Origin of the sequence: Niastella populi, from assembly GCF_002078015.1 — a bacterium.
Taxonomy (GTDB): domain Bacteria; phylum Bacteroidota; class Bacteroidia; order Chitinophagales; family Chitinophagaceae; genus Niastella; species Niastella populi.
The window spans coordinates 1-778 of record NZ_LWBP01000124.1; the positions used below are offsets into that span (position 1 = coordinate 1).

Consider the following 778-nt stretch of genomic DNA (forward strand, 5'->3'; position numbering starts at 1 on the left):
CAGGCAGTTCGAGCACCGGTATATTTCCTTTGAACTGGTTCAGCCAGTAAGTGCGGTGCGCCTCCATACTGCCGCTGCGTAACAATTCATTTTGCCAGTGCGCATAGTCTTTATATTGTAACTGCAAAGGCGCCAGTTTGTCTTCTTCACCCCTGCGATACCAGCTGTATAATTGCATCAGCTCGCGCATGATCACTTCCATTGACCACCCGTCGGTTATGATATGATGCAGCGTCAGCAACAGTACATATTCTTCCTCTTCTACCCTTAGCAGCTTCGTGCGCAACAGCGGCCCCCCCGACAGGTCAAAAACCGTTTCCAGTTCAGCCCGGGCCTGGTACCTTCCATCTACACCCCTGATGTCATACTCTTCTATTTCACTGTCGAACTCAGCTGTTGCTATTATTTTTTGAACCGGAACGCCGTCAACTGTTATAAATACGGTTCGCAAACTTTCATGTCGAGCTATTATCCGTTTCAGTGATCGCTTAAAACTTCCTATGTCGAGCCGGCCTTTGATCCGGTATGCCCCGGCCACATTATAAGCCAGGGAGCCTTCCGCAAAACGGCTCAGGATCCATAAACGCCGCTGCCCATGCGATAACTCATAATAAGGCCGCGCTGCTACCAACGGTATTGGTGCATAACCCGCCGCCCTTTCTTTTACCATTACCACCTGCGCCAGTTCGGCTATCGTTGCATTACCAAACAGGTCATGCAGGCCAAGCTCCACGCCCAGTTCGCGGTGAATACGCGAGAGTATCTGCACCGCACGCAA

General features: G+C 51.0%; 1 protein-coding gene. It reads right to left on the reverse strand.

What is annotated here, in order from left to right; all coding sequences use genetic code 11:
* On the reverse strand, positions 1-778 hold a 778-nt coding region (locus A4R26_RS12260; protein ID WP_207625735.1), incomplete at both ends, for a condensation domain-containing protein.